This is a genomic window from Micromonospora maritima, assembly GCF_902825405.1.
Taxonomy (GTDB): Bacteria; Actinomycetota; Actinomycetes; order Mycobacteriales; family Micromonosporaceae; genus Micromonospora; species Micromonospora maritima.
In genome coordinates, this window is sequence record NZ_CADEAU010000616.1 from 1 (window position 1) to 2,795 (window position 2,795).

The 2,795-nt window shown below is 75.0% G+C and carries 3 protein-coding genes; 1 reads left to right on the forward strand and 2 read right to left on the reverse strand.

Going from position 1 to position 2,795, the window contains the following annotated elements:
• Positions 1–852: protein kinase domain-containing protein (locus tag HUW36_RS30000; protein WP_174531171.1), on the reverse strand; the 852-nt coding region annotated here is incomplete at its 3' end.
• A gap of 143 nt (positions 853–995) precedes the next feature.
• On the opposite strand from HUW36_RS30000, the gene HUW36_RS30005 reads away from it, so the two are divergent.
• Positions 996–1,376, forward strand: a complete 381-nt coding sequence (locus HUW36_RS30005) for an Rv2175c family DNA-binding protein (protein WP_396755877.1) — start codon at positions 996–998, stop codon at positions 1,374–1,376.
• Between the two features lie 117 nt (positions 1,377–1,493).
• Here the strand turns inward: HUW36_RS30005 and HUW36_RS30010 are convergent, their stop codons facing one another.
• The gene (locus tag HUW36_RS30010) at positions 1,494–2,576 is read right to left on the reverse strand and encodes a polyprenyl synthetase family protein (RefSeq protein ID WP_174531172.1); all 1,083 of its coding nucleotides are present in this window, start codon (positions 2,574–2,576) and stop codon (positions 1,494–1,496) included.
• Positions 2,577–2,795 lie beyond the last annotated feature (219 nt).

Below are 2,795 nucleotides of genomic sequence, written 5' to 3' on the forward strand. Positions count from 1 at the left end.
GCCGGCGTCGGCCGGGCGCGCGGCCGGGTCGCGCCGGGTGGCCCGGGCGACGAGCGCGTCGAGGACCGGCGGGAGCGCCGGGACCAGGGTCGAGGGGGCCGGTACGTCGCGGTCGACGTGCTGCCAGGCGACCTCGACCGGGCGGTCACCGTCGTAGGGCACCCGGCCGGTGAGCATCTCGAACAGCACGATGCCGGCGGAGTAGACGTCGGTGCGCGGGTCCGCGTGCCCCTGGGTGACCAGCTCCGGCGCCACGTAGGCGACGGTCGCCATGAGCTGGTTGCCGTTGTCCTCCTCGGCGCTCGCCTCGACGGCCCGCGCCAGCCCGAAGTCGGCCACCTTGACCACGCCGTCGACCAGGTTGCCGCTGCCGCCGGTGGGCGCCTCGGCGACCAGCACGTTCTCCGGCTTGACGTCGCGGTGCACGAGCCCGGCCCGGTGCGCGGCGGCGATCGCCGCGAGCATCTGCTCGGCGATGGCGAGCGCCTCGTCCGGGCCCAGCCGGCGCCGCTCGGCGAGCACGTCGCGCAGGGTCCGGCCGCGGACGTACTCCATCACCAGGTAGGGCAGGCCGGCGTGGATGCCCTGGTCGTAGACCGCGACGACGTTGGGGTGGGTGAGCCGGGCGATGGTCTTGGCCTCGTCGGTGAAGCGCTCGACGAATCCGGCCATCCGGGCCCGCGCCTGCGGCGCCTGGGTGGGGTGAATGATCTTGACCGCCACGGTGCGCTCCAGGCGCTCGTCGGTGGCGGTGTACACGGTCGCCATGCCGCCACGAGCCACGCGACCGCGAATGCGGTAGCGCCCGTCGATCAGCGAGCCCAGCAACGTGTCGGCGACCTGTGTGTCCATCGGCAGGCAGTCTATGTGTCGGGACGGTGAAGGTTGAACAGGATGCTACCGCCGGGTTCGGCCGAGGGGGGACCGCCGCGCTGCCGCCCCGGGTCCGGGGGTGCCGTGCACCAGGAGGGACGGGCACGTGGCAGGGTGGTCGGGTGACCGATTCCGTACCCACCGAGACGGGCGCCGACCTGCCCGGACCGACCGACCCGGCCGGCTGGCTGACGCTGCCCGACGTGGCCGAGCGCCTCGACCTGTCGATCAGCAAGGTGCACCAGATGATCCGGGACCGCGAGCTGCTCGCGGTACGCCGCGACGGTGTCCGCCGGATCCCCGCCGACCTGGTGGCCAACCGCACCGTGCTCAAGCACCTGCCCGGCGTGCTCAACCTGCTCGCCGACGCCGGGTACGACGACGAGGAGGCGCTGCGCTGGCTCTACCGGGAGGACCCGTCCCTGCCCGGTACGCCGGCCGTCGCGCTCGGCGGCGACCTGGCTCGCGAGGTCAAGCGCCGCGCCCAGGCCGTCGCCTTCTGACCCACCCCCCTGGGCACGTCCAGCACGGTCGATCATGAAGTTGACGGCACGATCGGAGATCCACTCCGCCGCCAACTTCATGATCGCCGGCGCCGGCGGGGGGAGCGGGCGGGTGGGTCAGTCGGTGCGGCGGGTGGCGGCCATGGCCAGGTCGACCAGGGCCTGGCGGGCCTCGGTGTCGAGGTCGACGGTGGTGAGCGCGGCCAGGGCGCCCTCGGTCAGCGTGGCGATCCGGCGCTCGGTCCGGGCCAGCGCGCCGCTCGACGTGATCAGCTCACGCAGCCGGGCCACCCCGGCGGCGTCCAGGTCCGGCGCGCCCAGACCGCTCAGGAGCAGCTCCCGGCCGGCCGGGTCGAGCGTCTCCAGGGCCGCCGCCACCAGATACGTCCGCTTGCCCTCGCGCAGGTCGTCGCCGGCCGGCTTGCCGGTGCGCTCCGGGTCGCCGAAGACACCCAGCACGTCGTCGCGGAGCTGGAACGCCTCGCCCAGCGGCAGCCCGTACGCCGAGTAGGCCGCGTGCACCTCGGCCGGCGCGCCGGCCAGCGCGGCGCCCAGCAGCAGCGGGCGCTCGACCGTGTACTTCGCCGACTTGTACCGCGCCACCTTGCCGGCCCGTTCCAGCGACGTGTCGCCGGTGGCCTGGGTCAGCACGTCCAGGTACTGCCCCACGGTCACCTCGGTGCGCATCTCGTCGAAGACCGGCCGGGCCCGCGCCACGGTCGTCGGCGCCAGGCCGGCCGAGTGCAGCAGCTCGTCGGACCAGACCAGGCAGAGGTCGCCCAGCAGGATCGCCGCGGCGTCGCCGAAGGAGTCGGCGTCGCCGCCCCAGCCGGCCGCGCGGTGGCGCGCGGCGAAGCGCCGGTGCACCGCCGGCTCACCCCGCCGGGTGTCGGAACGGTCCATCAGGTCGTCGTGGATCAACGCGCTGGCCTGCACGAACTCCAGCGCGGCCAGGGCGGCGACGACCTGGTCGGAGTCGACCCCGCCGGCGCCCCGGTAGCCCCAGTAGCCGAAGGCCGGCCGCAGTCGCTTCCCGCCGCCCAGCACGAACGCCTCGATCGCCTCGGCGACCGGCAGCAGGCCGTCGTCGACGGCGGTCAGCCAGCCACGCTGGCCGGTGAGGAACTCGGTGAGCGCCTTGTCGATCCGTTGGCGCAGGCCGGCGCGGTCGACCGGGGAGACGGGAGCAGCGTGGGTCACGCCCCGACGCTAGTCGGTCCCGGCCGGTGGTGGCGTGCCCCCACCCCGGCGCGCCGCGCGACGCGCCGGGTGGGCCCGTCGTGCCCGCCCCGGACCGGACCGGCCGGGTGCCGGCCCCGGAAGGTAGGGACGGGCGCTGGTCACCCTGCTCCTCGTAGAACGCCCGGTGCGCGGCGGCCTCGGCAGCGCGCTGCTCATGCTTGAACTGGGCGCCGTAGA